Source organism: Flavisolibacter ginsengisoli DSM 18119 (genome assembly GCF_900129295.1).
Taxonomy (GTDB): domain Bacteria; phylum Bacteroidota; class Bacteroidia; order Chitinophagales; family Chitinophagaceae; genus Flavisolibacter; species Flavisolibacter ginsengisoli.
The window spans coordinates 250,779-276,144 of the sequence record NZ_FQUU01000001.1 but is presented as its reverse complement, the minus strand read 5'-3'; the positions used below and the strand labels follow the sequence as shown (position 1 = coordinate 276,144).

The 25,366-nt window shown below is 39.8% G+C and carries 22 protein-coding genes and 1 tRNA gene; 16 read left to right on the top strand and 7 right to left on the bottom strand.

The features are described from left to right. The first annotated feature begins 43 nt into the window (after window positions 1–43). The 11 genes from BUA53_RS01100 to BUA53_RS01045 all read left to right on the top strand — a co-directional run bounded on the left by BUA53_RS01100 (window position 44) and on the right by BUA53_RS01045 (window position 15,735). Entirely contained in the window at window positions 44–2,398 is a 2,355-nt protein-coding gene (locus BUA53_RS01100; protein ID WP_072833388.1) for an ABC transporter permease, read from the top strand. A gap of 74 nt (window positions 2,399–2,472) precedes the next feature. Then, window positions 2,473–4,893 (top strand): ABC transporter permease, encoded by a 2,421-nt coding sequence (locus BUA53_RS01095; protein ID WP_072833387.1) that lies wholly within the window; start codon window positions 2,473–2,475, stop codon window positions 4,891–4,893. A gap of 5 nt (window positions 4,894–4,898) precedes the next feature. Then, a complete protein-coding gene (locus BUA53_RS01090) occupies window positions 4,899–7,292 on the top strand; it encodes an ABC transporter permease (RefSeq protein WP_072833386.1) in 2,394 nt (797 codons plus the stop codon). Between the two features lie 199 nt (window positions 7,293–7,491). Next, window positions 7,492–9,909, top strand: coding sequence for an ABC transporter permease (locus BUA53_RS01080; protein ID WP_072833384.1), 2,418 nt, complete (start codon window positions 7,492–7,494; stop codon window positions 9,907–9,909). A 57-nt stretch (window positions 9,910–9,966) separates the two neighbouring features. Next, window positions 9,967–10,659 carry an ABC transporter ATP-binding protein gene (locus tag BUA53_RS01075; RefSeq protein ID WP_072833383.1) on the top strand — a complete coding sequence of 231 codons (693 nt, stop codon included), beginning with the start codon at window positions 9,967–9,969 and terminating at the stop codon, window positions 10,657–10,659. A 2-nt stretch (window positions 10,660–10,661) separates the two neighbouring features. Next, window positions 10,662–11,984 (top strand): TolC family protein, encoded by a 1,323-nt coding sequence (locus tag BUA53_RS01070; protein WP_072833382.1) that lies wholly within the window; start codon window positions 10,662–10,664, stop codon window positions 11,982–11,984. Window positions 11,985–12,229: 245 nt separating this feature from the next. Further along, a complete protein-coding gene (locus BUA53_RS01065) occupies window positions 12,230–13,138 on the top strand; it encodes a hypothetical protein (protein WP_139256300.1) in 909 nt (302 codons plus the stop codon). Between the two features lie 66 nt (window positions 13,139–13,204). Then, the gene (locus BUA53_RS01060; RefSeq protein ID WP_072833380.1) at window positions 13,205–13,657 is read left to right on the top strand and encodes a hypothetical protein; all 453 of its coding nucleotides are present in this window, start codon (window positions 13,205–13,207) and stop codon (window positions 13,655–13,657) included. A 58-nt stretch (window positions 13,658–13,715) separates the two neighbouring features. Next, window positions 13,716–14,264: an RNA polymerase sigma factor gene (locus BUA53_RS01055; protein WP_072833379.1), complete on the top strand. Its 549-nt coding sequence runs from the start codon at window positions 13,716–13,718 to the stop codon at window positions 14,262–14,264. Beyond that, window positions 14,261–14,854, top strand: coding sequence for a hypothetical protein (locus BUA53_RS01050; RefSeq protein ID WP_072833378.1), 594 nt, complete (start codon window positions 14,261–14,263; stop codon window positions 14,852–14,854). The genes BUA53_RS01055 and BUA53_RS01050 overlap by 4 nt, the downstream gene beginning before the upstream one ends. 695 nt (window positions 14,855–15,549) lie before the next feature. Then, window positions 15,550–15,735 (top strand): hypothetical protein, encoded by a 186-nt coding sequence (locus BUA53_RS01045; RefSeq protein ID WP_072833377.1) that lies wholly within the window; start codon window positions 15,550–15,552, stop codon window positions 15,733–15,735. A 269-nt stretch (window positions 15,736–16,004) separates the two neighbouring features. Here BUA53_RS01045 and BUA53_RS01040 read toward each other — a convergent pair whose 3' ends face one another. Further along, complete coding sequence (locus tag BUA53_RS01040) at window positions 16,005–16,322, bottom strand: Dabb family protein (RefSeq protein ID WP_072833376.1); 318 nt, start codon at window positions 16,320–16,322, stop codon at window positions 16,005–16,007. A gap of 20 nt (window positions 16,323–16,342) precedes the next feature. Next, window positions 16,343–16,510 (bottom strand): hypothetical protein, encoded by a 168-nt coding sequence (locus BUA53_RS21100; RefSeq protein ID WP_175545990.1) that lies wholly within the window; start codon window positions 16,508–16,510, stop codon window positions 16,343–16,345. 427 nt (window positions 16,511–16,937) lie between these two features. Here BUA53_RS21100 and BUA53_RS01035 point away from each other — a divergent pair, with 427 nt between their 5' ends. The 5 genes from BUA53_RS01035 (at window position 16,938) to BUA53_RS01015 (ending at window position 21,415) form a co-directional block, all read left to right on the top strand. After that, window positions 16,938–19,283: an outer membrane beta-barrel family protein gene (locus tag BUA53_RS01035; RefSeq protein WP_175545989.1), complete on the top strand. Its 2,346-nt coding sequence runs from the start codon at window positions 16,938–16,940 to the stop codon at window positions 19,281–19,283. Between the two features lie 317 nt (window positions 19,284–19,600). Then, window positions 19,601–19,675 (top strand) — tRNA-Val (locus BUA53_RS01030). Window positions 19,676–19,709: 34 nt separating this feature from the next. After that, window positions 19,710–19,973 (top strand): GIY-YIG nuclease family protein, encoded by a 264-nt coding sequence (locus tag BUA53_RS01025; RefSeq protein WP_072833375.1) that lies wholly within the window; start codon window positions 19,710–19,712, stop codon window positions 19,971–19,973. An 81-nt stretch (window positions 19,974–20,054) separates the two neighbouring features. Further along, on the top strand, window positions 20,055–20,318 hold the full coding sequence (locus BUA53_RS01020; RefSeq protein ID WP_072833374.1) for a GIY-YIG nuclease family protein: 264 nt from the start codon (window positions 20,055–20,057) through the stop codon (window positions 20,316–20,318). A 344-nt stretch (window positions 20,319–20,662) separates the two neighbouring features. Continuing rightward, complete coding sequence (locus tag BUA53_RS01015) at window positions 20,663–21,415, top strand: hypothetical protein (RefSeq protein WP_072833373.1); 753 nt, start codon at window positions 20,663–20,665, stop codon at window positions 21,413–21,415. A gap of 70 nt (window positions 21,416–21,485) precedes the next feature. Here BUA53_RS01015 and BUA53_RS01010 read toward each other — a convergent pair whose 3' ends face one another. The 5 genes from BUA53_RS01010 to BUA53_RS00990 all read right to left on the bottom strand — a co-directional run bounded on the left by BUA53_RS01010 (window position 21,486) and on the right by BUA53_RS00990 (window position 25,059). After that, window positions 21,486–22,148: an START domain-containing protein gene (locus tag BUA53_RS01010; protein WP_084079739.1), complete on the bottom strand. Its 663-nt coding sequence runs from the start codon at window positions 22,146–22,148 to the stop codon at window positions 21,486–21,488. 100 nt (window positions 22,149–22,248) lie between these two features. Beyond that, window positions 22,249–22,731, bottom strand: coding sequence for a DsrE/DsrF/DrsH-like family protein (locus BUA53_RS01005; RefSeq protein WP_072833371.1), 483 nt, complete (start codon window positions 22,729–22,731; stop codon window positions 22,249–22,251). A 24-nt stretch (window positions 22,732–22,755) separates the two neighbouring features. Then, the gene (locus BUA53_RS01000) at window positions 22,756–23,064 is read right to left on the bottom strand and encodes a TusE/DsrC/DsvC family sulfur relay protein (RefSeq protein ID WP_072833370.1); all 309 of its coding nucleotides are present in this window, start codon (window positions 23,062–23,064) and stop codon (window positions 22,756–22,758) included. A 21-nt stretch (window positions 23,065–23,085) separates the two neighbouring features. After that, a complete protein-coding gene (gene sqr, locus BUA53_RS00995) occupies window positions 23,086–24,318 on the bottom strand; it encodes a type III sulfide quinone reductase, selenoprotein subtype (protein ID WP_072833369.1) in 1,233 nt (410 codons plus the stop codon). A 315-nt stretch (window positions 24,319–24,633) separates the two neighbouring features. Next, entirely contained in the window at window positions 24,634–25,059 is a 426-nt protein-coding gene (locus BUA53_RS00990; protein ID WP_072833368.1) for a tRNA (5-methylaminomethyl-2-thiouridylate)-methyltransferase, read from the bottom strand. Window positions 25,060–25,366 lie beyond the last annotated feature (307 nt).

Sequence of the window (25,366 nt, the reverse complement as noted above, 5' to 3'; positions counted from 1 at the left end):
TGGCAACAAGTATAAATATTGTTAACTGGTTAAATCAGAAGATATGTTCAAAAGCTATTTGAAAATTGCCTGGAGAAACATCTGGAGAAATAAAGCATTTTCCATCACTAACCTATCAGGTCTTACCATCGGCATGACCTGCACCATGTTGATCCTTTTATGGGTACAGGATGAATTGAACTGGGATAAGTTTCACCCTGACCACCAGGATATTTACCAGGTTATGGTGAATAGAGATTTTAATGGGGAAGTAAACACAGATAAGTCTGTGCCATTTCCATTAGCAGAGGAGCTTAAAAGAAACTTTCCACAGGTAAAAAATGCCACTACAGATAATTATGGCAGTGATATTATTTTAAAATACAATGAAACGATCATTAAAAGAAGAGCCTTGAATGTTTCGCAGGAATACAATGATGTGTTTCAATGGAAGGTGGTGAAAGGTTCAGCAGCCAGGGCCCTGGCCAACCCGGAGGATATTATTTTAACTGCTTCCACTGCCAGGTCTTTATTTGGAGATGCTGACCCGCTTGGAAAAGTAGTGCGTGTCGATAATCATTCGGATTATACCGTAAGTGCTGTGGTGGAGGATGTACCCGCTAATTCTTCCATACAGTTCAATGCACTCTTGCCATTTAATCCCTCCAGTGATTTTGTAAAGCAGGCAAGTACCGATTGGGTGAATTGTTTCAGTCAGACTTTCATAAAGCTCCAGCCAGGTACAGATGTTACTGCCTTGAATAAACAGATATCTGTTTTAGCCAATAGCAGGGGAGAGAAAAAGAATTTTGTCTATTTCCTTCATCCGATGGATAAATGGAGATTGTATAGTGATTTTAAACATGGCGTCAATACAGGAGGGATGATATCCTATGTCAAATTATTTACTGTCATTGCCATTATCATTCTATTAATAGCCTGCGTTAATTTCATGAATCTGAGTACAGCAAAATCTGAGAAGAGGGCTAAAGAGGTTGGTATTCGTAAGACGCTTGGATCTGAGAGAAAGCAATTGCTTTTACAGTTTTACAGTGAGTCAATGATCTTTTCTTTCATTGCCTTCCTCTTATCTGTTGGTGCAGTATTCCTGTTACTGCCACTATTCAACAGTATGATCAATAAACAACTCCATCTTGATATACTGGATCCATTGTTCATTTTGCTTGCCATTATGTTAATTGTGGTTACAGGCCTGGTTGCCGGAAGCTATCCTGCCTTATACCTGTCTTCTTTTAATCCTGTTAAAGTGTTGAAAGGAACTTTTCTTGCAGGGAAAAACGCATCCATCCCCCGGAAAGTATTGGTTGTTCTGCAGTTCAGTATTTCCGTTTTATTGATATCATCCACTATCCTTGTATACCAGCAGATCCAGCATGTAAAAGGGCGGGACCTGGGATATAATCCCAATAATCTTATATCCATTCCTTCATCTGACGATGCCAATAAAAATGCAGAAGTGATCAGAAATGAATTGATCCAGACAGGATTGGTATCTGCAGTTACCCGCACCTCTTCTCCCGTAACTGATATCTGGAACTATACACCTGCGCCTAACTGGAAAGGAAAGCCACAAAATGCAGACCTGATCATGAGCGCAATGCGCAGTGATATTGATTTTGGGAAAACTGTAGGTGCCAGGATGATACAGGGCCGGGACTTTATGAATACACCGGGTGATACTTCTGTAATGTTGCTGAATAAGGAAGCCGTGTCCATTATGCAATTAAAAGATCCAATTGGTATGGAGATGCAATATGGAAACAGGAAATATACAGTTGTGGGGATTACAGATAATATTGTCATGACATCTCCTTATGCACCTGTAAAGCCCATGATGGTATTGCTGGAGAGAAGAGGCTCTGCATTTTTTCTTGTACGGTTAAAAGATGGTGTGCAGCCACAACAAGCCCTTTCGCATATAGAAACCATCTTTAAAAAATACAATCCACAATATCCATTTGATTTTAGCTTTGTCGACCAGCAGTTCAACCAGAAGTTTGTAACAGAAGACTTGATTGGTAAGCTTACCAATTTATTTGCCGGCCTGGCCATATTCATTTGTTGCCTTGGCCTCTCCGGTCTCACTGCATTTACTATTGAAAAGCGATTTAAAGAAATTGGTATCCGCAAGGTTCTTGGGGCTTCTATTCGCCAGTTATTGTTTTTAATATCCAAAGAGTTCCTCTACCTGGTATTGCTGGCAGCATTGATCAGCATCCCTGTTACCTGGTGGATATTGCATAACTGGCTGGAGGGTTATGAATACAGGGTCACTATCACCATCTGGTTGTTTGCCGGTAGTTGCGCAGGTGTACTGCTTTTAACCATGGTGATCGTGTGGCTAAACTCACTAAGGGCAGCCTTAGCTAATCCTGTTAACAGTTTACGATCTGAATGAGGTTTAATATAGTCTGTGACCTTTGTAAATTTTTTTATCATGGCATGAGCGTTAGAAACCACTAAATCTTTTTTATGCTCAGGAACTATCTTAAGGTTGCAATACGTAACCTCTGGAAGAACAAAAGCTTTTCAGCCATCAATATATTTGGCCTGGCCATTGGTTTGGCAACCTGCTTATTGATTGTATTATATGTGGTTGATGAACTGAGCTACGATACATATAATGAAAAAGCGGACAGGATCTACAGGGTAAATACTGATATTAGGTTTGGCGGGGGAGATCTTCACCTGACTGTAGCCAGTGATCCCATGGGACCTACATTAAAAAGAGATTACCCGCAGGTGGAAGAATATACACGCATGTATGCTTCCAGCGGATCAAAACTGATCAGGAAAGGTGCACAGTTTATAGAGGAGCCAAATGTGGCACACGTTGACTCTACTTTTTTCAATGTATTTACATTGCCTTCCCTTGAAGGCAATGCCAGGACTGCACTGAATGAACCAAATACAGTGGTTATCACTGCTTCCACTGCCCAAAAATATTTTGGTACCACGCATGCTTTGAATAAGATCATCGAAGCGGATAAAATTCCTTATAAAGTAACGGCTGTTATTAAAGACATACCCAGGAACTCTCACTTCCATTTTGATTTTATGTTCAGCATGGATAATGCCGATTACAAATGGGGCAACTTCTTAAGCAATAATTTTCAAACCTATATTGTATTAAAGGAAGGATCAGACTATAAGGCTTTTGAAAAGAATTTTAAAACGGTAGTGGCTAAATACCTGGTCCCGCAGGCAAAGCAATTCATGCAGATCAACAGCATGGAAGAATTTGAAAAAGCAGGTAATAAACTGGAGTATAGCCTGATGCCGCTGACTGACATTCACCTGCGTTCAGACAGGTTTCCAGAATTGTCTGTAAATGGCAATATCCAGTATGTATATGTTTTCAGCGCTGTAGCTTTCATTGTACTCCTCATAGCTTGTATCAATTTTATGAACCTTTCTACGGCACGTTCTGCCAACCGGGCCAAGGAGGTGGGAATACGAAAGGTTCTTGGCACCGAAAGGAAGACACTTGTCTACCAGTTTTTGATCGAATCGTTGGTCACGGTATTAATTGCACTCTTTCTGGCTGTATGCATTGCATTCCTTGTATTGCCTTTATTCAATGATGTAGCCGCAAAATCTCTTTCTATTAAGGAGTTACTGGGAAAAAAAATTCTTCCTTTTTTAATTGTCCTGCCGTTTATTGTTGGTTTGCTGGCAGGTGCTTACCCGGCATTATTCTTATCGGGGTTTAAACCAATAGCGGTACTCAAAGGTTCAGCAAGTACGGGTTTCAAAAAAAGCAGTTTGAGAAGTGCCCTTGTTGTTTTTCAATTTGCTACTTCCATTATCCTTATCATAGGTACTATCATAGTTTACCGGCAATTGAATTATATTCAAAATAAGAAGTTGGGATTTAATAAAGAGCAGGTTCTGATCATCAATGGTACAGGTGCGCTGGGTAATAATGTCCGGTCTTTTAAAAATGAAGTGCTGAACATGCAGGGAGTGATCAGTGGAACAATCAGTGGTTTCTTGCCGGTTTCCAATTCTTCCAGGAATGATAACTCGGTTAGCAAAACTCCTGTGATTGATTCTAAAAACGGAATCAATATGCAACGATGGGCTATTGACTATGATTACCTCAACACCCTGGGTATGCACATTGTCCAGGGAAGGAATTTTTCTCCCGGGTATGGATCTGATTCTTCAGCCATTATCATTAACGAAACTGCAGCAAAATTGCTAGCGTTTGATAAGCCTGTTGGTAAAAAGATCTACATCTACAATGATGAAAATAAACCCTTAGCTTTTGAGATCATAGGGGTGGTTCAAAACTTTAATTTCGAATCTTTGCGTCAATCCATAGGTCCTCTATATATGGTCTTGGGGAATAGTCCCTGGCTCACTTCCTTTAAAGTACAAACTGCCAACATCTCTGCACTTGTCAGCCAGGTGCAGTCAAAATGGAAGTCAATGGCCCCGGGAATGCCTTTCAGCTACAGGTTTTTGGATGATTCGTTTGATGAGATGTACCGGGGTGAACAAAGGGTAGCAAAGGTTGCCATAACATTTGCCATACTAGCCATAGTCATTGCCTGCCTGGGCTTGTTTGGATTGGTTACCTATGCGGCTGAGCAGCGTATCAAGGAGATCGGTATACGCAAGGTTTTGGGTGCCTCGATAGGTAACATTGTAGGCTTGTTATCCAAGGATTTTTTGTTGCTCGTAGCCTTGTCGGCCTGTATCGCCTTTCCATTAGCCTGGTGGGCCATGCATAACTGGCTGGAAGATTTTGCCTTCAGAACCAATATGTCCTGGTGGGTATTTATGGTAGCTGCAGCTATTGCGCTATTGATAGCGTTGGTCACTATCAGTTTCCAGGCTATTAAGGCAGCGATGGCCAATCCTGTTAAAAACCTAAGAACAGAATAAAGACAATGATCACCAATTATATCAGGATCGCCTGGAGAAATTGTACCAAAAACTGGTTCTATCCTTTATTAAATCTGGGTGGTTTATCTATAGGCCTTGCTTTTACTTTTTTGATCGGGGCATTTGCCTGGAAAGAAACCAGGGTGAATAAGAACCTGGCAGATTACAAGAACCAATATATCATACAAAGCAAATGGGCCAACCCTGATATGGGATTGGATATAACTACCGTTGGTCCATTAGCCAAAGCACTAAAAGAGCAATACCCTCATCTTGTAGCAAATTATTACCGTTGGGATGGAGTTACAACTAATGTATCCAAAGGTGATAAGGTATTCCGGGAAGGCTTGCAGATTGGAGACAGTACGTTTCTTACAATGTTTGGGTTTCATTTATTATATGGAGATCCATCTTCAGCCCTTGAACAACCATATACTATATTGATCAGGGAAGATAAAGCGCTTAAATACTTTGGTAAAAAAGATGTGGTGGGCCAGACCCTCAGCTTACAAAGTTTTACAGGAACCAGTCATGATTTTTTGATCACTGGTGTTTTACAGGCCCCGAATGAAAATTCAGTAACTTTTCTGAACAGGGAGAATGATAATGGATTCTTTGTCTCAGATGCCAGTATTGATTTTTTCGGAAGGAACCTTGAAGACTGGAACAATCCATATATCGTTGACTACATTCAATTAAGGGAGGGTGTTTCGCCGGAAGCTTTACAAAAGCCCATGCAACAATTGCTGGTAAAGAACGCGTCTGCAATGATAGCTAATAATATGCAACCATGGCTTGCACCGTTACAAACATATTACCTGGAAAAAGATAATGGTTCGGTAAAAAAGATGTTGTATACCATTTCATTTATTGCATTGTTTTTATTGGCAATGGCCCTTATCAATTTTATTACACTTTCCATTAGTCGTTCTTCAAGTCGAATCAGGGAGATCGGTATTAGAAAAGTAATGGGTGGTACCCGCAAACAATTGATCGTTCAATTTCTTGTGGAATCTTTTGTTATGGTGCTGCTGTCATCCGTAATTGCTATTTTCATTTATTCTTTAGCCCGTCCATTTGTATCAGGTATCCTTTTAAAACCGGTTCCCTCACTTAATGAGTTACCTTTTTCTTTTGGAGTTGCAGCATTGGTATTAGTATTGCTGGTGGCGTTCCTGGCAGGTATTTATCCTTCCCTGGTATTATCTGCATTTAAGGCTGTTGAATCGCTCAAAGGAAAATTGCAGGTAAAAGAAAAAACATATTTAAGAACAGGTTTATTAGGATTCCAGTTTTTTACTGCCTCACTTGTATTGGCAGGAACCCTGGTCGTGACTGGCCAGGTGGCTTATTTTTTTACCAGGGACCTTGGTTATGATAAGACATTCGTGGTTACCGCACAGGTACCAAGGGATTGGACAGGTGCAGGCGCTAATCATATGCAGGCAATAGCCAGGGAATTTGCTTCATTGCCACAAGTAACTCATGTAAGCCTTTCCTGGCAGATACCCAATGGGTGGGATAATGGTTTTCTCCCTGTATATAAAGAAGGAAAGGATTCAACAGACGCTGTCAATACAGAGCAAATGGAAGCAGATGAAAATTATTGCGCCACTTATGGAATACCCATAATTACCGGCAGGTACTTCAGGGATAACAGGGATACGCTTAACCTGGTGATTAACGAATCGGCAGTCAAAGCTTTCGGATGGAAGGAGCCTGAAGAAGCTATTGGAAAAAGGGTATTCTTTCCGGGAAATTTTCCAATGAACATTGTTGGGGTGGTCAAAGATTTTCACTCTGCCTCTATGAAGGACAAAATACAGCCAACAGTCATTTCACATGTTTCACTCAATAAGCGGTATCGCTTCCTTTCTTTTAAATTAAGGCCCGGAAATGTGGCAGGTTCTATAGAGGCGCTGCGCAAAAAATGGTCAGTCTTGCTTCCGGGTTCAGCATTTGAATATGGGTTTATAGATGATACTCTTGCAAGGCTTTACCAGTCAGAAATACGCTTAAAGAAAGCATCTCAATTAGCAACCATCCTGGCCCTGGTCATTGTGGTCCTTGGTGTGGTAGGCCTTGTTTCCTTAAGTGTTCAAAAAAGAACAAAGGAGATTGGCATACGTAAAGTACTTGGCGCCACCATTCCTTCTATCTGTTACCTTTTTATTAAAGACTTTTTACCCATAATGATCTTTGGTAGTTTACTTTCCATCCCTGTTGCCTGGAAAATTATGCAGGATTGGCTGAATAATTATGCATACAGAGTACCAATTACATTGTTACCATTCATATATTCCTTAATGTTTTTGTCCTTATTGAGCTTTGTGCTCATCTCACTGCAGGCATCCAGAACAGCACTTGCCAACCCAACGAAAAATTTGCGAACAGAATAAGGTGTGGAATGCAGCCTTTAACTATACAAAAATGAACAACCACTGTATCAAAACCGAACACTTATATATTCCAGGAAAGCATAAAAGATTGTATTTCAATAGTCAAAAAAACTGGTACGGCTTTGATACAAATGCTGGTATTAGTTTAAGTTTCTGGCTGGATCATACTTCGGTCGGGCCATTTGATAAATAAATAAAGATGATCAGGAATTATATAAGAATAGCATGGAGAAACCTGGTAAGGCGTAAAGCTTACACCACCATCAATATTACCGGGCTGGCAATAGGTATTGCTGCCTGTCTTTTATTGTTTACGGTGGTTAGTTACGAAAAAAGTTATGACCGTTTTCTGCCTGAAAATGACAGGATATTCCGCGTGGTCACCCAGGATAAATATCCTGATGACATGGGTTACAATGCAGGTATTCCTTATCCTGCACTGGATGCCATACGTTTAGATTTTCCCCAGTTGACAACAGGAGCTTTATATGCTAATTACAATAGCCAGGTTACAGTGCTTGGAAGGAACAGCGAAAACCTGGTGTCGGATAAAAAGTTTATTGAAGGATCAGGAATATTTTATGCAGATCCGCAATTCTTTAGTGTTTTCCAATATAAATGGCTGGCGGGAACGCCAGCAGTCCTGGCAGAGCCCAATAATACTGTGCTTTCGCGTCAAATGGCAGAAAAATATTTTGGCAATTGGAAGGAAGCCGTGGGTCAATACCTGAAGCTGGATAATTCTATTACTTCTCGTGTTGCAGGAATTATTGAAACGCCTCCGGCCAATACGGATTTTCCTTTTGCTGTTGTCACTTCTTTTGAATCATTTAAGAAGCAACCCGGTATTTATGGCTATACAACTGATTGGGGTGCCACTACCAGCAATTTCCAGATTTATGTATTACTCCCGGAAGGAGTAAAGCCTGCTGTTGTAAGCCAACAGTTTGAAAGCTTTAGTAAAAAATATTATACCAAGAAAAGCAGTTCGATTCGCAGCAACTTCTTACAACCTTTATCTGATATCCATTTCGATACCCGCTTTAATAATTTTGGAGATCACATTACCAGCAGGGCTACACTATGGACCTTGTCTCTCATCGGCATCTTTATCATCATTATGGCCTGTATCAACTTCATCAATTTATCCACTGCGCAGGCAGTGAGTAGGTCAAAAGAAGTAGGAGTAAGAAAGGTGCTTGGAAGTAATCGTATTCAATTGTTCTGGCAAGTATTGGGCGAGACGGGTATCATTGTTTTAATATCCATGGCCCTGGCATTTGCCATAGCCTGGATTTGCATGCCTTATATTAACCACATTGCTTCTATCCAGGAGCCAATCAATCTTTTTAGCTGGCAATCTTTTGCTTTCGCTATGGTAATAACCATAGTGGTTACTATACTTTCCGGTTTTTATCCTTCGTTCGTTGTATCCAGGTTCAACCCTTCCCTGGCCTTAAAAAACAAAATCACATCCGCTACTGTAGGTGGCATTTCTCTAAGAAGAGGATTAGTTGTATTGCAATTTGCTATCTCTCAAATATTGATCATCGGTACTATTGTGGCAGTCAGCCAAATGAATTTTGTCCAGCACGCAGACCTCGGCTTTAACAAGGAGGCTATCCTTGTATTGAACAGCAATGCCGATAGTGTTATCGTTGGCAGGCAGCCAGCATTCAAACAGCAATTGTTGCAGATCCCGGGTATTCAATCTGTAAGCTTCAGTTCTGATGTGCCTTCATCAGATAATAACTGGGCCAGCAATTTCGCCTATGATCACAGGCCCGATGAAGATTTCTCCATATTCATGAAACTGGGGGATGAGGATTATATCAAGACCTATGGGTTGCAACTGGCAGCAGGCAGATGGTATGAGAAAAGCGACACTATGAATGAGGTAGTTATCAATGAAACGCTTCTGCGCAAATTGAACGTAAAAGATCCCACCACTGCTATTGGTAAAGAAATACGGACTGGCAGGAGCCCCTGGAGAACTATTGTAGGAGTGGTAAAAGATTTTAAAAGCAATTCGCTTCGCCAGGACCTTCAGCCCTTATTGCTGGGTGAGAGGAGTAAATATTACAGCACTACCGGAATCAAACTGAAGACGAATAACCTTTCCCGCATACAGGCTGCCGTGCAGGAGGCATGGAATAAGGTAAACCCTGAATACGCTTATACCAGTGCATTCATGGACGAGAACATCAATAATTTTTACAGGCAGGAACAACAACTTTCCTTGCTCTACAAAATATTTGCCGGCATAGCCATTTTTATTTCATGTCTTGGTCTCTATGGACTGGTTTCTTTTATGGCTGTGCAAAGAACAAAGGAAGTTGGTATACGGAAAGTTTTGGGAGCTTCTGCTGCACATATTATTTACCTTTTTTCTAAAGAGTTCACCCTGCTCATCATTATTGCATTTGCAATAGCCGTTCCGGTTGCCTATTATTTAATGAATGGCTGGCTCAATAACTTTGTATTCAGGGTGAATATGGGCCCCGGAGTTTTCGTTCTTGCCATCGCTGCATCGATCATACTGGCCTGGCTTACCGTGGGATACAAATCTATCAAGGCAGCCCTATCCAATCCTGTTAAAAACCTGAGAAGCGAATAACGTACATGTATAACCTATATGCTTTAAACCAAAAATCAATATTAATAATACCTCGTTATGATACAACTTCAGCATATATCAAAATGGTACAATGTAGGAGGAAAGCCTACATTCATCCTGAAAGACATTAACATAAAAATTACGGAAGGTGAGTTTGTTTCGATTATGGGTCCTTCAGGTTCAGGTAAAACCACCCTTTTAAATATCATAGGTATGCTTGATCTGCCATCAGAGGGTTCCTACCAGTTTTTTGACCAGGCGGTATATGATCTGAGAGAAAAGCACAGGACCGAATTGTATAAGAAGAATATTGGTTTTATTTTCCAGGCTTATCATCTTATTGACGAATTGACTGTTTATGAGAATATTGAAACTCCACTTTTATACCAGGATGTGAAATCTTCTGAAAGGAAGGCAATGGTCTCTGACATGCTGGATAAATTCAATATAGTAGGCAAAAAGGATCTTTTTCCTTCACAGCTTTCCGGTGGTCAGCAACAACTGGTGGGTATTGTAAGAGCGCTTATCGCTAAACCCAAACTGCTTTTGGCAGATGAGCCGACCGGAAATCTTAACTCCAAACAGGGTGAAGAGATCATGGATCTCTTTCAAAAAATAAATGAAGAAGAAGGTGTTACCATTGTGCAGGTGACACATTCAGAAAAAAATGCCGACTATGGCCATCGTATCATCAACCTGCTTGATGGACGGGTAGAGTCAATTTCTGAGAAACCTTTAAAACAAGTTTAACCATGAACCGTGTATTGAGCTTTTTATTTCTATTAGCAGGAGTCAACAGTCATGCCCAGACCTATACATTGCAGCAGGCTATTGATACCGCTTTATCTTCCAATATTCCTGTTAAACAAAGTGGCTTGTTGGTTCAAACTTCGAAAGTTTACCTGAACCAGGCTATGTTAAACCGGTTACCTTACCTGACCGCAGATGTCACACATGGAATATATAATGGTAGAAGCATAGATCCTTCTTCTAATGGTTATGTCAACCAAAACCTTAATTCCGCCAATTACCAGTTGAATAGCGGCTTCGTGCTATTTAACGGTGGAAGCATTCAAAGTACTGTGAAGCAAAATGAAGCGGCTTATGAGTCAAGCAAATTGACCTGGCAGCAGGCAAAAGACAACCTGGTACTGAATGTGATTTTAGCCTACCTGCAGGTATTGAATAATGAAGATCTTGTTGCTTCGGCAATGAACCAGGCCGGCGTAAGCCAAAAGCAATTGGAAAGACTCGATGTTTTAAATAAGCAGGGAGCCATTAAGCCTTCAGAGTTTTCAGATCTGAAAGGACAATACATGAATGACCAATTGGCTATAGTATCAGCTAAAACTGCTTTGGAAGAATCCAAATTATCTCTGGCGCAGCTAATGAATAAACAATATGACAAGAACATGAAGCTTGAACGCATTGATGTAAGTGAGTTCCTGGCTAATTATACTGCTTCCTCACAGGAGGTATATCAAAGTGCGTTAGAACAATTCCCACTCGTTAAATCAGTGGAGTTGCAAACTAAAAGCTTTGCTTATGGTTCAAAAGCTGCAAGGGGTGCTTTATTCCCAACTGTATCAATTGGCGGGGGTCTCAATACCAACTATTCCAGTATTGCACAAAATGCTGCGGGAAAGATCTCATATGACAACCAGCTAAAGAACAATGTTTCCACATCTGTGGGACTGGGCATTAGTATCCCTATCTTCAACAGGTTGCAACAGCGCAACCGTGTAAAACTGGCTGATATACAATTAAAGAACAGTGAACTGGAAGAAGAAAGAACCAAGACGTTGCTAGAGCAACAGATTGACCAGGCCTACCTCAATATGACAAATGCATATGACCGTTATAAAGTTCTCCTGGAACAGGTAGCCGCCTATGATGAATCTTTCAAAGCGGCAGAAGTAAGATACAATTCAGGAGTCGGCACATCTATAGATTATCTAACGGCAAAGGATAGGCTCGACAGGGCCAATATCAACCTGATCATTGCTAAATATGATTTTGTTTTAAGAAAAAAAGTTCTGGATTATTACTCCAATCCCTCAACATTAAGGCAATAGTAAGAGAAAGAAGATTATGTCCAGGGCTACAATTATTTGCAGCCTGTTATTTTCATGGAATGAATTCAACATCTCCTTATTTCATTTCATTCTACGATAATGCGTATTCATGCACATTGAAAAGTATTCATTCATGACCTGTAGCAATTTTGCTCATTAAGAGGAATTTGTAAAAGTTTTGTTAATGCAATTATTCTTACCCAACGGTTTAGTGAGAAACAGGGGTATTCCTATAAATGATCAAAATGAAAAAGAATCTTACAAACAATAGAACAGTAGGAAAAACCAGGGCAGTGTTAACTTATAGATACATGGGAACACTAAGCCTGCTATTATTATTGTTTTCCTGCACTACAGCCAAACTCTCCGTGCCTGAAAAATTCAGTACTCAGGCTACCAGGATGCCTGTTAAAGGCATCAATGGCTGGCAGGTTGGACAAAAATTAAGTTTTGGTACTTATACCACATCTACTATCAAAAGAGGCTGGGATTTTTCATCTTCGCTACAGTACACTAAATTCCGTATTCGACCTGAGGAAGCGGTATTGAAAGTTTTTGATATCTCCACGGATAACAATATCAATAAACAGCGTAGTAAATTCCAGTATAGTATCAGTGACGGCAATAACATAGCGGAAGTATTTGCCACAGAAAAGTTCAGTGAGAAACAACTGGTGTATAAAAGCAATAATCCCTGGATAGGCAATGCATCAAAGACAAAGAAATACGATTATGCATTTACTGCCGCCATATTACCTGTAGAGAAAGATGCCGAACCCTGGTCATTGGTCCTTGTCAACTCTTATGATATAAATAAGGATACAGCTCATGGAATATTTGATAGACCCTATGTTGAAGAGGAAGGATATGCCACTAATGGGAAAGATAATATTGCCATCCGTCCTTTACGCATTGAAAAGCTGACCACAAAAAGCGGCAGGCAAACCAGGGTCTTTGGTGGCAAAATGTTATCTGGATATGAACTACAATGGGACGGTGGGGTAGTGGCCATCATTGATATATTGGACAACAATCTCTGGATCTACAATGACCTGGAACCTAAAGAAAAAATGATATTGTCTGCTATTTCTTCTGCAATTCTGTTGAAAAAAATGCAGGATGTGGAGAAAGACAGGGACCAGCTTGACAAATAAAATACAGCTAAATACTTCTATAAATAAACAATCAAACCATCACCCTTAACCTTAAATTTTATTCAAATGAATTACAAAATGAAATCAATTGCCCTGGTGGCTGCAATCGGTATGATAGGCATTAGTTCCTGCAAAAAAGATGATGTGCCTGCAAAAGAATCTATCGTTAAAAAGGATCTTATGGCCCATACCTGGCAAATGGAAAAGGTCACCGAATATATTTCAGGGGATGCTTCCATTTCCTACCAGCGTGGGGCAGCGGACAACCAGGAAGACTATTCCATGATTCGTCAAACCTACAAATCAGATGGCTCTATAACCTATATTGATCAAAGCGGAGAATCCGGCACTGATGGTATATATGAATTATTAAATAATGATACAAAGATCAGGATCGGGTTGGCATCCATGGGGCTGAGCGTCATTGGGAATAATCTCAAAGTGGACAATAACTCTTTTGGGTATACCATCAACCATGGTGATGGAGATTCGACCCGATTTGTTTTCAGCCCACAATAGCAAGATAACGGGCCATCAATAAGATGGTGGCAACAGGAATTTTAAACCACTTCCTTTCATGCAGGCCGTAGAACAGGATATCAACCAACTTATAGAAGGCTGTCTGGCGAATGACCGCAAGGCGCAGCATGGGTTGTATCACCAGTTCTTCGGCTTTGCTATGAAGATAGCCCTTCGTTATTCCCGTGATGAACATGATGCTGCAGATATTCTCAGCCAGGCCTTTATAAAAGTATTTAAAAGTATCAGGACCTTCGACCCATCCAAAGGGTCTTTTCATGCATGGCTCAAAAGGATCGTTGTCAATGAAGGTTTGGATCACATTAAAGGCCGTTACCGCTTTAGTGAGAACGTTGAGCTGGAAACCGTAGCTGAGCCCACCATTAACAATAGTGTGCTTGAAGAAATGGGTGCAGAAGAGATCATGGAGATCATTAAGAAATTACCTCCCGCTACGCATGCCGTCTTTGTTCTTTACGCGGTGGAAGGATATAACCACCGGGAAATCGCCCATCAATTGGGTATCAGCGAAGGTACCTCGAAATGGCACCTGAGTGAAGCAAGAAAAACACTGCAAAAACAAATACAGTATTTAAGAACAGGATGAATCAAAAGCTTACATATGAACAAACTATAGCCGGAAAGCTGGAAATCCTTCCATTGCCGGATATGGAGGCAGCCATCTGGAAGCGTATTGAATTTCAGCTTGATATTGATATGCCATCGGAAGGCGACGTAGATGCTACTCAACCTCCCCGTTTACCAAAACCCGGACCATTGATGTTAGGGGCTATCAGCATAGTTTTTTTAACCGCATTATTAGTTTATTCTATACTTACCAAAGAACAAACAACTACTAAAAAAATAACCCATCCCACAACCGCACCCTTCATTGTTCCAAAAAAGGAAGATACTGATCCGCCACCTTTCGGAAAAAAAGTTCAACAACCATCACAGTCGATGAAGACTGTTATTACACCAACTTTAAGGCAATTAGATTCAAATAGCTATGCGCAACCAACAATCATTCCTCCGGATAGCAATGCGCTGATCAAGGATAGGGGAGATGTGATCATTATTCCGCCAGCTGCGGCTAAGAAAGATTCTGAACCCAACATAAAAAAGAAAAAAGGCGTGTCGGGATTAACTGATGAGGATTACAGAATTGAACCCAGGAAAAAGGATAGTTTACCCTAAAAGAAAATGAAATAAAATAAATCCGATCATTGTTAAGCAAGTAAAAGTTCTGGATAAATACATATTCAATTTGATGGAAAAATATCGACCAATATTTTGAATATTTAATTGCCGTTAGCCTATTGCTGTGGCCGTATAATGAAAGAATATTCGTAAATTTACGTAGAACACTAGTAGAAGTCCTCCCTTGTTTACGTAGATATCCTAATTGGAAAATGAAGCATAAATGCCATTGACGGGCCTGGTTAAGTAATATAGCTTTGTAACAGAAGTTGATTGATTATATCAATCTATCCAGTATCCCAGGAAGAGCGCCCTTTGAATGTATGATCCATCCAGTAAAAGACCGGTAACCGAAATAATCCAATATCGATCAACTTCTTCCTTTTCCTTACGAAGGCTTTTTCATCCATCAGTTTCCAAACCTATAGAAGATCCAGGCATCCGGTATCGATTAACACAGATTATGACACATTATCGCCTGAACATATTGTCCCCTTTGTTAAGGGGACTATTTTTTGAGGAAAACCATTTTTGACCTTTCAGGTTAAAAGTCTTTTTAGGTTTTCATAATTAGGATACGGCTTAAACGGGCTGAGGTTTCTACCCCAGCCCTTCTTTTTGACCTTTCACTTGCAGTTTCACATCCTTTCTTGTATTTTGCCTGCGGCTTTTAATCAAAACGTACCCCTGTTATGAAAACTGTTACACTCCGTTTTCCATCCTTTAATGTGCTATGGGAGTTCAAGCTAACGACCAATACCAGCAATTTCAAGATAAATACCCTCCAGCTTACGCTTATAGCAGAATTTAATGATGCGCAGATCCAACTGGCTGTTTCTGGTTTTGATGCAGTAGTAGTGGAAGAAAAAGTTGCTTAAACTTCAATTAATCTATTATTGAAAATCAATAGAATATAAATTATGTTCAATAAAAAATGCAAAACTGTTTGTAATATTTCAACAAATAAATTATCTATGTAGGGTCAAAAATCCATATCCTGTTGAAGGATCTATAATCCGTCAATAGCTCTGTCCTTTTGTTTTAACATGAGGTTGTTGTTTTTTGATCACTATTAAGCTCCGCACCCTATGTGACTGGAGCTTTTTTTATTGCCATAATGCTTTACAATACTCTTATTACAGGTATGCTAATCCTTAACCTCAATATCATATACTAGTACCTTTTCCCAAAGTGAAGAACAATCCGCAATAAATTGCTGGTGAACAGGATGGTCCTGGTAGGTGCGCTGCGCTTCCAGGTCTTTGAAAAACAATAACTCCGATGCACTGTAGCTGTCATCGATCACTGGTCTTTTTTCTGTTGGCGCCGGAACCCCTATATAGATAGCTTCAATTACCTCAATGGACCTCAAACTTTCTAATCCTTTCAGTAATCGATCCAGGTCTTCTTTAGATGATGGATTTTTAAGCCAGAAAAATACATGGTGAATTATGCGTGAAGCCATACTGGGAATTCATTATTGGTTTAAATAGTTGTATCAACATCGTCCTCATGATGTTTTTGTTTTTCATAATCTGCATTCAACTTTTGCTCCAACTCCTTTTTATCTTTTTGGTTTTTATACACTAATACTATGATTATGATTAACAACACTATGATTACAAGGATTGTTACAGGAAGGTTGAAATGCATAAAACATCTTGTTGATTAAAGATACTCAATTGCCATATCTGCTGTGTTAAGATTATATGTTTAAAAATGATGATTCATTATCTATATTACTGAGCCATCGCTCACATCTAAAAGCCGTTCAAATTTTAGTTGCCCTATTCCGTAATATTTATAGTAACTACCATTTTAATTCTTATTACTTTTATCCTGCTTTCCTCCCTATTCAATACGCTATCTGCTCTACGATACTGATCCCCTCTACGTAAAGATCCCGTTCCACCCCGATCCATTCTCTATTTAACACTGCTGTTGATTGCTATTTAACCATATAAAGGGATAACATATGTCTCAGGGTAAGTCAAGCCAACTACTTCAGCGTGTTCTGAGCTGTTTATTTATAATAATACTTTCATGCCATTACGGTGTAGCGCAACCTATAATTAGGGGTGTGGTACTTGATGCCAATCAAAAGCCTATGCCTAATGCCAGTGTTTTATTAACCAACTCCTCTGATTCGGTATTGATCAAAGGTTCATTAACTGACAAAACGGGGATGTTCTTGTTTGCCAATATTCCACCTGGCAAATACCGTGTAATGTCTACAGGAGTTGGGTATAAGCCTGTTTATACTGATTCATTTGAGTACGACAGCAAAAAAGAGGTGCAACTTCCATCCATCAGGCTTGCCGAAAAGCAGGCTGACCTGCAGGCCGTTACGGTCACCGCTAAAAAGCCATTATTTGAACAAAAGATGGACCGCATGGTGATTAATGTAGCTTCCAGTATAACAGGAGTTGGTAGCACTGCGTTGGATGTTTTGGAACGATCACCTGGCATCACTGTTGACCGGCAAAACAATTCGCTTTCTATGAATGGGAAAGATGGAGTGGTGGTTATGATCAATGATAAGATCAGCCGCATGCCTATGGCTGCCCTTGTTCAGCTATTGGCTGGCATGAGTGCAGGCAATATAGAAAAGATAGAACTCATTACTACTCCACCTTCCAAGTATGATGCGGAAGGTAATGCGGGTTATATCAATATAGTGCTGAAAGAAAACACACTTTTTGGTACCAATGGTACCTATACGGCAACAGTGGGTTATGGCAATGGTCTTTCGCTTTCACCTAGCCTTAATTTTAATCACCGGACACTGAAGACCAATTTCTTTGGAGATGTTTCATTTTCAAGGAACGCCATTGAACAGGAATTTGCCTTTTACAGAAAGGTAGATAAACAGGGCACACAGGTGGAAAGCGATATCGTTTCTAAAAGGGACCCATTAGTTTATTTTTCGAACCTAAGATTAGGGATGGATTACCAGGTGAATAAAAAAATGGTAGCCGGAATATTATTTTCTGCCTTCGACCGCCGGTGGACCATGGATGCCAACAATAACTCCAACATTTACCTGGATCATGTGCTCGATACAATCGTACGGATAAAAAACAGGGAAGTGCATAACCTGCGCAATTATAGTTTCAATGGAAACTTTATTTACAATTTTAGTGATCGTGAAAAGATCAGTTTTGATGCCGATTATATATTTTACAAGGACGATAATCCTGTTGATTATAATAATTACTATTTCAATGGCAATAACGTATCCCTCTATGACCAGTTAACAAAAAGCGGCAAAGAAACTCCTATCAAATTCTGGGTCAGCAATGCTGATTACTCCAGGAAATTGGGAAGAAAAGTAGACCTGGAAGCTGGTGTCAAGGGAACTGTCTCCCGTTTTAATAACAATGTATCCGTACAGAATTACCTGCAGGGGTCATGGATCAAGGATGCAGAGCTAACAGCTAATTATAACCTGGAAGAATCCATCTTTGCAGGTTATGCCTCTGTCGGCATATCACTGAATGAAAAGAATAACATGAAGCTGGGCATGCGTTATGAACGTACCAATTCAACCCTTAATACCGAAGTGCAAAAAGGGATCGTTGACAGGCACTATGGCAATTTCTTTCCAACAGCTTTCTACTCCCATAAGATCAATGATAAAAATTCATTTAACCTGTCTTACAGCCGCCGTATTACCAGGCCCACTTTCAATGACATGGCCCCCTTCGTCATCTTTGTAGACCCTAATACCTTATTCTCAGGTAATCCGGGTTTGCAACCCGCCATTTCCAATGATTTTAAAACAGATTACCTGTTTAAGAGTTTCGTGCTTTCATTCCAGTACACCCTGGAACAGGATCCTATAACTAACTTTTCTCCCAAGGTAGATCCTGTTACCAATAAGCAAACACTGGCAGCAGAGAACCAGGACAACCGCAAAACCTTTAACATCATTGTGTCATTACCCATAAGGGTTACCAAATGGTGGAATATGCAAAACAATTTATTTGCAACTTCGCAGGAGCTGAATGCGATCTATAAAGGCGATCCGCTGGTGTTGAAGCAAAAAACATTCTTTGGTCGTAGCACCCAAACCTTTAAGTTACCTAATGAGTTTTCGATGGAAGTGTCAGGCTTTTTCCGTTCACCCGGTTTGTTTGGCATTTACAAATCCAATTCATTCGGAGTGCTGGATCTTGGTGTACAAAAGAAATTCGGTAAAATGCGCTCATCCCTTCGCCTTGCGTATGATAATGTGCTGAATAGCCTGAAGTTTAAACCAAGCATTGACCTGCCCGATCAAAACCTTGTGGTCATGGCCAGGCTACAGTTCAGTTACCCAACCATCCGGCTAACCTGGTCTCAGAATTTCGGTAATGATAAATTAAAAGGAAAAAGAAATCACTCATCGGGCGATGATGCCAGGGAAAGGGTACAGGTGAATTGAGCATGGTTTATTTGTGAAATAATGCTCAATAAGTGGAATATTTTTGGCTGAAATAGCGCTATACAGGGCTTTTAATACATTGAATAAGAAATAATTCAAAAAAATTTTTTAGAAAAAGGCTCAGCCCTTATCTTCGCACTCCCAAATCAAAAAAAGGGAGTTTAGCTCAGCTGGTTCAGAGCATTCCGCTTCAAGGCGGAAGGGTCGACGGTTCGGGTAAAGATCTTATAAATATTGGGAGTTTAGCTCAGCTGGTTCAGAGCATTCCGCTTCAAGGCGGAAGGGTCGACGGTTCGGGAAAAGATCTTAAAAATATTGGGAGTTTAGCTCAGCTGGTTCAGAGCATCTGCCTTACAAGCAGAGGGTCGGCGGTTCGAACCCGTCAACTCCCACAATAATAACCTCAGTAAACACTGAGGTTTTTTTATGCCTGTTTGCACCTACATATTGTATTCCCCAACCAGAGATCGTTACTATATTGGTCATACTGGAGATGAACTTCACGAGCGATTGCGTAAACATAATTCAAACCATAAAGGATTTACTGGTAAAACCGGTGATTGGGAGATAGTTTATAAGGAAACCTTAGATAACAAAGAGTTGGCCTACAAACGGGAAAAGGAAATAAAAGCATGGAAGAGCAAAATAAAAATTCAAAAGCTTATTGCTGGTTCAGGGCATTCCGCTTAAAGGCGGAAGGGTCGGCGGTTTGCCGCAACATGCGGGATCAACTCCCACAATAATAACCTCAGTAAATACTGAGGTTTTTTTATGCCTTTTTACACCTACATATTGTATTCGCCAACCAGGGGTCGTTACTATATTGGTCATACTGGAGATGAACTTCAGGAGCGATTGCGTAAACATAATTCAAACCATAAAGGATTTACTGGTAAAACTGGTGATTGGGAGATAGTTTATAAGGAAACCTTAGATAACAAAGAGTTGGCCTACAAACGGGAAAAGGAAATAAAAGCATGGAAGAGCAAAATAAAAATTCAAAAGCTTATTGCTGGTTCAGGGCATTCCGCTTAAAGGCGGAAGGGTCGGCGGTTTCCCGCAACATGCGGGATCAACTCCCACAATAATAACCTCAGTAAACACTGAGGTTTTTTTATGCCTTTTATACCTACATATTGTATTCGCCAACCTGGGATTGCTACTATATTGGTTATACTGGAGGTGAACTTCGGAAGTGTTACGGAAAAAATCAAATCATATAGGGTTTAGTTGAAAACCGGCATGCACGTGTATAAATTATATTAAATTGTATATATAACCTATTTCTTTAAAGGGATCCTTTGTTCTTTCCGTCTTCCTACAATTTGCTTTAACATTAAGTTCAGTATTATGATTATATTATTTTAGTAACTTAAGTTATGTATTTCAACGGTTGTTTTATAAAGGTTGGAAAATATGAACATATTCGCGCATTACACCATGATGGGATAATTCATTGTAAGACAGTAAAACATTTTGCAACAATTGAGGATAATCAAAGGCGCGATATTTTGGAAGGGGTAACTTATACCAAATATTTAGGTCAATGTGAAATAAGTTTTAAAAGTATAGATGCACCAGAAACAGAATATAAGCGTTTCGGTTTTGCTGAAGATACCAGGATTAATAATAGTCCTAATGAAGCTATGGGAAATCTCTTTTGTATGACTGGAATAAACCTTTGGGACTGCCCTGTTAATCAACCCAAAAAAGTTCATCCTCATATTAAAGGTTTTGGAAACTGTTTTGTTTTGATACATAATTCAAATGAGTTTGTTTCAAGAGTGAAAGCTGCGGCTATAAATGAGGGGCTATCATTGCATCATGGTTCAATTGAATACAAAGACTTTTCAAATTTCACGGGTTATAAAACTTGTTTTCAAAAAGATAATTTATACCGTCCTGAAAGTGAATACCGCTTTCATTTTAATTACCATAAAGAAGAGACCATTAATTTAAAAGTGGGCGACCTTACTGACATTTCAAGCATTGCCCCTATTAGCTTTATAGATGATTTGATGGTTTGCCCAACAAAAAAAGATGGGAACTATATTGAATTTAAAGTAAACGCGATTCGTAAGGTGCTTGCTAATGAACATGAAGAGAAAAAATTTCTTTCTATAAAAGATTGAGATTTTTCCCACGGGGAGGTTGCCTGAATGGCAAACGCTATTGGAGAATTAATTAATTATGAATAAACAATTATCGATTCAGCAATCGCTGCAATTTTACAAACGTTTCGTATGGCCCTTTGGCTATAAATAAATTAACCACCCAGGCTGGCAAAGATCCTCCCGGATCCACATCCAGGAAATAAACTGTCTTTAATTTATTATTCCCTGTTTCAGTGAAGATCCAATGACCTGAAAGATGTTGTACCCTTACCAGTCCCTTATTGACAGGGAGGTTACCTGGTTCTGCTTCCTGCCTGATCTGAAGCGATTTGTGCGAAGCATCCTTCTCAATGACCATACGAATCACCACATCCCTATTACTGGCTGGCCATGGTAATCCCGTTTCATTATAATACAACATGCTGTTCTCATCCAGTTTTTTTACCAGGTAAGATTTTTTGGTTGCAAAGACCCATGATTCCTGGAGGGGAATATTAGTAAATATCTCTTTCACCCTTTGAAGGCTACCGTTCATCTCCGCAATTACTTTGATGAGCTTTACTCCATCATGTCCGCCAGAAGCAGTAAAAACCTCAATGCCATTTTTTTGTTTTACCAGATGCCAGTCTTTTCTTTCTGATATCTGTGCCTTTAGGCATCCAAAGCAAAGAAACAACAAGCTACATAGGATCCATTGGATAATTATCTTTTTTACATGCATAGTAATACCATCAGGTATAAAACGTATCAATCAACAATAGGTTGCCTGGTTCATTTTTATTTCCTCATGGCTGCCTGTGATATGGCTATTGCAAGTTCCAACCAATTTACCGTTATAAGTATTCTTCGCCTTAAATAAACAGCATATGCGTTCCTACTCCTTCAGCCTTCTTATAAAAATCTCCAACGGTGATAATGCCATCAATATCCTCGAACATATCTTCCTTAGTATAATGAAACATATCCATTGCCAGTTTGCAGGCCCATAGCTTCACCCCTGAATCTTTCAGCATACACAGGAATTCATATACATCAGGCATATCCATTTTTTCCATTTCTTTCTTCATCATTTTGGTAGCCATAGCCTCCATACCCGGTAGTCCACCTATCATGGTTGGAATATGCATGGCCGGATTACCAACAGTGGCAACATGCAGGTGTGGAAGTTTTTTCTTGTGGATAGACTCCAGGCCAAAAAAGGTGAAGAATATTTCTGCTTCTATACCCTCCATCCTTGCGCCATTGGCTAATACAAATGCAGCATAAACATTTTCGAGGGTTGCTTTTGAAAGGATGATCATCATTTTATTGATCTGGCCATTATTCTCCAACATAACTTGATTTTTAGAAATGAATAATTAAATACAACTGGCGGGTTTTGGAACACCGGCTATTTTAGTAGCTGTCTTCAACGGAGCTTTGGGAAACAACGCATAAAATTCCTTGATGTCCACAACACCGCTTTTGCCAATCTTTCTTATACTTAGGGGCACTTCTTTTCTGTGCTCGTCCTGTATATATTCTATGATCTCCCAATGGCGTTCTGACAATTCTATCATAGCCTCCCGGGCCAACTCTTCCCCGATCTCTTTGTTCCATTCTGAGAAGTTGATCATAAATCCTTCTTCATTGACCTCGATTGTGGTATTACAGATAGCTTTTTCCATATAATAGTATTTGATAGTTATTTAAAAATGTTTTCCCGCTTCCTGCATTTTGGCAGGAACGAAGGGTATGGGAATTCCTTTTAATAATACATTCCAGTAGACCCATTTGAAGGCGAGCTTCCCTATATGATTCATGCGGCTCTCTTTAAGCAGGGACAAAGGACCAAAGCCACTGAAAGGAAAACTTCCTTCTACAGGTTCATGTGTGTAATTGAAGTCAATCAATAGTGCCTTACCGTTGCCTGTCTCCACAAAGCAATTGGCATGGCCGTCAAATTCTTCTTTCATGGGTTCGCCTTTGATATAACTGAGTATATTTTTTGTGAGTACTTCCGCTTGAAAATGCGCTACAGATCCTGCTTTTGATGCAGGGATGTTGCTTGCATCCCCTAAGACAAAAATGTCAGGGAAAGCCATGGATTGAAGGGTGCTTTTATTTGTGGGCACATAATTCAGTTCATCACCAAGTCCCGATCTTTCCATCAGTTCATCTCCCTTATTGGTTGGAACAGTTACCAGCAGGTCAAATGGAATTTCCCTGCCGCCATAGTCAATGATCTTTTTGTTTTCATTGTCCACCTCGGCAATAGCAAAATCACTTTCAATAGCAATATTCTTTTCTTCCAGTAAATGATTCAATGCCGCTGTAGCCCTGGGTTTAGTGAAGGCGCCGTCTAATGGAGTGACATAGGTGATCTCAACTTTGTCACGCATTTTTTTATGCCTGAAGAAAGAATCAGCAAGAAAGGCAAATTCCAGGGGGGCTACCGGGCATTTAATAGGCATTTCAGTGATATGAACCACCAGTTTGCCACCTTCCCATACACGTAGTTTATCTCTCAATGCCAATGCGCCTTCAAATGTGTAAAAATCAAAAACGGTGCGGTACCATTCTTCGCCCTGCATTCCCTGTATTTCTCCAGGTGCTATTTTAGCACCCGTTGCAATAATGAGTACATCATAATGGAGGCTTTCTCCCTTACTTAACCATACCTCGTTTTCTTTTGCATTGATCTTTTCTATTTTTTCATTGAGTAGTTGTACTTTTTTAGGGATAAACTTCTGTATGGGTTTTATAATGTCTTCAGGTGTATAGATATCAAAAGGTAAAAAAAGATATCCCGGCTGGTAATAATGTTCTTTTCTTTCATCTATTATTACTATTTCCCATTCTGATGGATTCAGCTCATGATCCAGGTGGTTTGCCATCATTGTTCCTGCTGTTCCTGCACCTAGTATAACCAAACGTTTCATGATATTTTGAGGTTTTATATTTCAGCCACAAAATTCCATGCGCAAAAAGCACATCACCGTGACAAGTGTCACCAAGAACGGATTACCTGACCAACTTCATAAGTTTTGCTGATAGCTGTCACTGGTTAGCCAAATAGCTATCAGTGGAATTATTGAGGTTATTGTTTACAGTTAGAGGCATATAAGTTTGCTAATAAAGGATAAGTCTGTTCGTGATCTTGCCATGTTAACAGGAAGCAATAAAGCAAAATGCCAGGCATGTTGCCTGGCATTTAATAATGGAATTGGATAAATATATAAAGCAAATACAACTAATCAGGATATCCTTTCATTTTCATTCCGCAATAAAAGATGCAGGCAAAAGGCACCAATGGCCATTACTATATCCCGCACGGCAATATCAAAAAATTGACCTGTTAATATCAAATTGATTGCTATACCACATAGCCAGCACCCTACAATTATACTTCCCAGCTTTGGTCTTGTTAATAGAATAATACCTGCCACAATTTCAATAATACCAACTATACTCATGAAAGTATGTGGTTGCACCGGGATGCTCCTTGTTACCACAGGCGCCAGGTATTGATCCCAATTGGTCAATATGTGAGTGAACTTATCTGCTCCTGCTGCAATGGGTACAAGGCCATAAGTCCATTTAAGTATGTTTATTACTTTTTGTCTATTGCTGATAGCTACTGTTGATACCTCATGGGCATAATTGGCTGTAATCGTTGACATAAATTGTGGTTTTTGTAGGAATAGAGCAGGTGAGTGATCAATTGGTTACAGGTTTATAAAAATAAATTTGACAGCTATGCTAAAAAAGGTGAACAGTAAAACATAGATGAGTAATAAGGTGGATATATAAACTAACTGATCTGTGTTGTTTTCACTATATAAATGGTAGCTTTAACAGGCAAAAATTTTACTTCCTGTTGGAAACATATATCCCTTGCCATTTCAAATAATTTACTACCATTTTGGCCGATCAAAGTCCTGCAACTATGAACATATTTTCCTTTCCATTGTGAACTCCATTTTCTAA

What these genes read in the sequence shown, in the direction of transcription:
- BUA53_RS01100 (WP_072833388.1), top strand. Translation starts at nt 44, where the DNA reads ATGTTCAAAAGCTATTTGAAAATTGCCTGGAGAAACATCTGGAGAAAT.
- BUA53_RS01095 (WP_072833387.1), top strand. Translation starts at nt 2,473, where the DNA reads ATGCTCAGGAACTATCTTAAGGTTGCAATACGTAACCTCTGGAAGAAC.
- BUA53_RS01090 (WP_072833386.1), top strand. Translation starts at nt 4,899, where the DNA reads ATGATCACCAATTATATCAGGATCGCCTGGAGAAATTGTACCAAAAAC.
- BUA53_RS01080 (WP_072833384.1), top strand. Translation starts at nt 7,492, where the DNA reads ATGATCAGGAATTATATAAGAATAGCATGGAGAAACCTGGTAAGGCGT.
- BUA53_RS01075 (WP_072833383.1), top strand. Translation starts at nt 9,967, where the DNA reads ATGATACAACTTCAGCATATATCAAAATGGTACAATGTAGGAGGAAAG.
- BUA53_RS01070 (WP_072833382.1), top strand. Translation starts at nt 10,662, where the DNA reads ATGAACCGTGTATTGAGCTTTTTATTTCTATTAGCAGGAGTCAACAGT.
- BUA53_RS01065 (WP_139256300.1), top strand. Translation starts at nt 12,230, where the DNA reads ATGAAAAAGAATCTTACAAACAATAGAACAGTAGGAAAAACCAGGGCA.
- BUA53_RS01060 (WP_072833380.1), top strand. Translation starts at nt 13,205, where the DNA reads ATGAATTACAAAATGAAATCAATTGCCCTGGTGGCTGCAATCGGTATG.
- BUA53_RS01055 (WP_072833379.1), top strand. Translation starts at nt 13,716, where the DNA reads ATGCAGGCCGTAGAACAGGATATCAACCAACTTATAGAAGGCTGTCTG.
- BUA53_RS01050 (WP_072833378.1), top strand. Translation starts at nt 14,261, where the DNA reads ATGAATCAAAAGCTTACATATGAACAAACTATAGCCGGAAAGCTGGAA.
- BUA53_RS01045 (WP_072833377.1), top strand. Translation starts at nt 15,550, where the DNA reads ATGAAAACTGTTACACTCCGTTTTCCATCCTTTAATGTGCTATGGGAG.
- BUA53_RS01040 (WP_072833376.1), bottom strand. Translation starts at nt 16,322, where the DNA reads ATGGCTTCACGCATAATTCACCATGTATTTTTCTGGCTTAAAAATCCA.
- BUA53_RS21100 (WP_175545990.1), bottom strand. Translation starts at nt 16,510, where the DNA reads ATGCATTTCAACCTTCCTGTAACAATCCTTGTAATCATAGTGTTGTTA.
- BUA53_RS01025 (WP_072833375.1), top strand. Translation starts at nt 19,710, where the DNA reads ATGCCTGTTTGCACCTACATATTGTATTCCCCAACCAGAGATCGTTAC.
- BUA53_RS01020 (WP_072833374.1), top strand. Translation starts at nt 20,055, where the DNA reads ATGCCTTTTTACACCTACATATTGTATTCGCCAACCAGGGGTCGTTAC.
- BUA53_RS01015 (WP_072833373.1), top strand. Translation starts at nt 20,663, where the DNA reads ATGTATTTCAACGGTTGTTTTATAAAGGTTGGAAAATATGAACATATT.
- BUA53_RS01005 (WP_072833371.1), bottom strand. Translation starts at nt 22,731, where the DNA reads ATGTTGGAGAATAATGGCCAGATCAATAAAATGATGATCATCCTTTCA.
- BUA53_RS01000 (WP_072833370.1), bottom strand. Translation starts at nt 23,064, where the DNA reads ATGGAAAAAGCTATCTGTAATACCACAATCGAGGTCAATGAAGAAGGA.
- sqr (WP_072833369.1), bottom strand. Translation starts at nt 24,318, where the DNA reads ATGAAACGTTTGGTTATACTAGGTGCAGGAACAGCAGGAACAATGATG.
- BUA53_RS00990 (WP_072833368.1), bottom strand. Translation starts at nt 25,059, where the DNA reads ATGTCAACGATTACAGCCAATTATGCCCATGAGGTATCAACAGTAGCT.